The following is a 3300-nucleotide window of genomic DNA, read 5'->3' as shown; positions in this document are numbered from 1 at the left end:
GACTAACCAAAATGACTAATTTTATGCCAGAAAGAAGAGTGCGGTCTGGCTCGACAGGCAATGACCAAATCAAGCTGTATTCGTTCGATGCAAAGTATTTTGCCTGGGATCTGTTTGGGTGGTCAGGTAATGACCGCATTGAAGCAGGCAGACATAATGACAAGCTGTATGGCAGCGACGGCAATGATACGTTGATAGGTTTTGATGGAAATGATGTTTTAGATGGCGGCTTGGATGCTGACACTATGTATGGCGGCATTGGCGATGATACTTACTACGTCGATAATGATGCCGACCAAGTTATAGAAGCAGCGGATGAAGGGATAGACCGGGTTGTTAGCTCTGTCTACCATTATCAACTCACTCAAAACACAGAAAATCTGACGTTAGCGAACAGCAGCCCTGCGGTCTCTGGTTCAGGTAATAATCTGGACAACCACATTGAGGGTAACAGTCAGAATAACCTTCTCAAAGGCTATGGTGGTCACGACAAGATGGAAGGTTTTAGCGGTGATGATTCGATGTTTGGTGGGGACGGTGATGATTGGATGTCTGGAGGAGATGGCAATGACGCAATGTCTGGAGGAGATGGCAATGACTCGATGTATGGGGGAAATGGACATGACTCAATGTATGGGGAAGATGGCGATGACTCGATGTATGGAGATACTGGCAATGACTTGATGTTTGGGAGAGATGGCAATGATCGGATGTATGGGGGAGATGGCGATGACTCGATGATGGGCGAGGCTGGCGATGACTTGATGTATGGAAATACTGGCAATGACTTGATGTTTGGGGGAGATGGCGATGATCAGATGTATGGGGGAGATGGCGATGATCGGATGCTTGGGGGAGCTGGCGATGATGTCTTAAGCGCGGGGCTTGGTAACGATACTCTGTATGGCGATGAAGGGAACGATGTACTATTCACCTCTACACGCGGTCGCTTTATTGGTGGAGCTGGTGACGACACCTATATCTTGAGATTAGGCGCAAACGACGCTCTTAGCATCGAAGAAAATCAGGGAGAGGGTATAGATACGGTCGAGTCTTATAGTTCGACCCATCGGCTACAGGCAAATGTCGAAAACCTGCGATTAGGAGGTAGCTATAGCCGTGATGGCTATGGCAATAAGCTTGGTAATCACATGTTAGGCAACAGTAATCACAACACGTTCCAAGGGTATTTAGGTAACGATAGCCTCCTAGGTGGAGGCGGCAACGATAGCCTCTACGGCGGCATTGGCAGCGATATTTTAGTCGGCGGCGATGGTGATGACTTGCTCCATGGTGCCCTGGCAAATGAGAACACGAATGAGAACAGTCCAGTCGATATTGATACGCTAACGGGTGGAGCCGGTGCAGATATCTTTGGTCTGGGCTATTTTACGGGTAAACGTTGGGATTACCAGGGTGAGGGATATGTGGTGATTAGCGATTTTGATCAGACCCAGAGAGATCAAATTCGGGTTCATCTTTCCGATGTCCGCAAGCGTAAGCACTTCTCCATTGATCAAACCCAGAGCTTGGGTGGCAGCCAAGCCAAAGATACTCAGGTGTTGTACAAGGGAGATCTGGTGGCAGTGCTGCAAGACACAACAGCTGTATCTCTTCAAAGCAACTTTGATTTCCAGGTGACTGCGGTCTAGCCAAGTAACCGTTTGCAGAGGTTAAGCTGCGATCGAATCGCAGCTTTCCTATCGATTCTGTTTCCCTGAAACTCAATGCATTCTCTCGTAGATGGTTGGCTAATCTGCCAGTAAAGCACGTCTGACGAAGATGCTTGAGTCAAAAGCCTCGGTTTGAAAAAGGTTAATTTGTACAGGCTAAATATTGGAGGATTACATTCATGCGAGTATTCAGCAGGCTGGAATTTAACGAACCGGCTCATTGCCTAAAGGTTCAAGAGCATCTATGGCGAGAGGCCTTGGCAAAGGCTGTCCCAGACCCAGTCGTCGGGATTCGCCACGAGGCGATCGCAGGCGACGCCGACTATCGCATTCACGTCGCGGCCATTCCGCACCAGGTGGGCTGCCATTTTCATGCCCAGGGCAGTGAAGTCTACGAAGTGGTTGAGGGGGCTGGACGTTTGCACTTTGGCCAGGTCGTAAGCGCAGGTGGAGCCTTTGAGGTCAACTGGGAAACCCCGGTTGATGTCGCTACGGGCGATCGCTTTGTCATTCCCGAAGGCTATGCCCACCAGCTGCGCAAACAGGGTGAAGGCGAGCTGACCATTCTGTTTGCCTGCCCAGATTCGCACTTGGATGATGCTGTTGATCGAACAATTCTCCCGGATGCACCGCGTTGATGCCCTTTGTGCGTGTCCCAACCCGTCGCCCAGATCCACGCTACCCTAGAAACCGTCGCCCCCATCCTGCTCTTGACCAGCTCGCAGGCGATCGCCCAAACCACCACCGAAACCGATCGGATATTTGTCTGGGTTCCTGTTTCCGGCACCGAAAGCCACAGCAAACTCGGCAACCCCAATAGTTCCCTCGAACCCTGGTATCTCAACACCGATTTGATTATTCGTCGGGGTGGCATGGTGACCTTTGAAACCGTTAGCCCCAACGCCGACTATGTGCAATTTCTGGGCAACTGTCAGGCATGGCAAGTGCCCCCGCGGGCGATCGGTGAATTTTTGGATGGCAACAGCCTTCGTTACAGCCCAGCTCAGGTGAACTGGCAACCCGCCACCGATTGGCGATCGGCATTACTCAATACTGCCTGCAATACCTATTAATAAATGGAGATTTATCCTGTGCAAATAGAAACTCTTGCCAAACGTTATGAACTTGGAGCACTGATCAGTACCCATGGATGGTATCGACCCATTTATCGCAATGCATTGTTGATGCTCCTGTTCCTGTCTCCATTTGTCTTGCTTATGGCTGCTCTAATTATTGGAATTCCAATCTTAATTTTGATGATTGTGTTTCTGATAATTGTCATTCGGCGGTTGACCACATCTCGGCAGATTTTCTTCGTTTATGAACAGGGGATCATTGATCGCCGCAAATCTCCGGCACAAGTGGTCAAATACTCTGAAGTCGCTGAATTATGGTCTTTGAGTCGGCTGGAGGCTGCCCCATTTGTTCGAGTTCACCGGGAAGAATATAAGGTAAAAACGCTTGATGGCAAAGTCTATCGCTTTATTCAGACGATTAATGGCATTCGAGAGGTGGGAGATTACCTACAACATCAGGTATTACAGCACCAATTCTCTAGGGCGATCGCGCAACTCGATCAAGACGAAATGCTGCAATTTGGCAAGCTCAAATTAAGCCGCAACGGATT

General features: G+C 49.4%; 4 protein-coding genes. All 4 read left to right on the top strand.

The window, feature by feature from the left end:
- Positions 1–1652, top strand: a 1652-nt coding sequence (locus V6D20_11035; protein HEY9816316.1) for a calcium-binding protein, incomplete at its 5' end; no start/stop codon positions are given.
- A gap of 200 nt (positions 1653–1852) precedes the next feature.
- Positions 1853–2311 (top strand): cupin domain-containing protein, encoded by a 459-nt coding sequence (locus V6D20_11030; GenBank protein ID HEY9816315.1) that lies wholly within the window; start codon positions 1853–1855, stop codon positions 2309–2311.
- Between the two features lie 12 nt (positions 2312–2323).
- On the top strand, positions 2324–2746 hold the full coding sequence (locus V6D20_11025; GenBank protein HEY9816314.1) for a hypothetical protein: 423 nt from the start codon (positions 2324–2326) through the stop codon (positions 2744–2746).
- 3 nt (positions 2747–2749) lie between these two features.
- Positions 2750–3300 (top strand): DUF6585 family protein (locus V6D20_11020; GenBank protein HEY9816313.1); only part of this gene is annotated, 551 nt, incomplete at its 3' end.

The organism is Candidatus Obscuribacterales bacterium (assembly GCA_036703605.1).
Lineage (GTDB): Bacteria > Cyanobacteriota > Cyanobacteriia > RECH01 > RECH01 > RECH01.
This window is presented reverse-complemented; position numbering and strand designations above follow the sequence as displayed.

Excerpts from the sequence above, each read along its gene's own strand:
- V6D20_11030 (HEY9816315.1), top strand. The coding sequence starts at position 1,853 with ATGCGAGTATTCAGCAGGCTGGAATTTAACGAACCGGCTCATTGCCTA.